The 366-nt window shown below is 68.0% G+C and carries 1 protein-coding gene; it reads right to left on the bottom strand.

Annotation, left to right across the window (positions count from 1 at the left end; genetic code table 11):
• A partial coding sequence (locus E1182_RS31830; RefSeq protein WP_207921591.1) for a hypothetical protein occupies positions 1 to 359 on the bottom strand: 359 nt, incomplete at its 3' end.
• Positions 360 to 366: the final 7 nt, after the last annotated feature.

The following is a 366-nucleotide window of genomic DNA, read 5'->3' as shown; positions in this document are numbered from 1 at the left end:
CGCTCGTACTCGTGCCAGAGATCGAGGTCAGCGGCCAAGCCGTCGGTGCCGAAGTCCGCGAGGATCTGTAGCGGCGTGCGCGAAGTCTTACGCCGGGTGCCCTTCATGTCGGAGCGAGCGATCTCGTTACCGAGCCCGGATCTTGGCAGCGCAGACCGGACAGAGCCAGAGCCGGCCGCAGGTCTCGACACCGGAGAAGTGAGCCGTGCCCTCGTTGACGACGATGGCCGCCGCGCCGCCCAGAGCCGGCCGCAGGTCTCGACACCGGAGAAGTGAGCCGTGCCCTCGTTGACGACGATGGCCGCCGCGCCGCCGAGCAGATCCCGACCGCACCGCTTGCAACGGTCGATCTCTGACACCTGGTTG

Origin of the sequence: Micromonospora sp. KC721 (genome assembly GCF_004348355.1) — a bacterium.
Classification (GTDB): Bacteria; Actinomycetota; Actinomycetes; order Mycobacteriales; family Micromonosporaceae; genus Micromonospora.
This window is presented reverse-complemented; position numbering and strand designations above follow the sequence as displayed.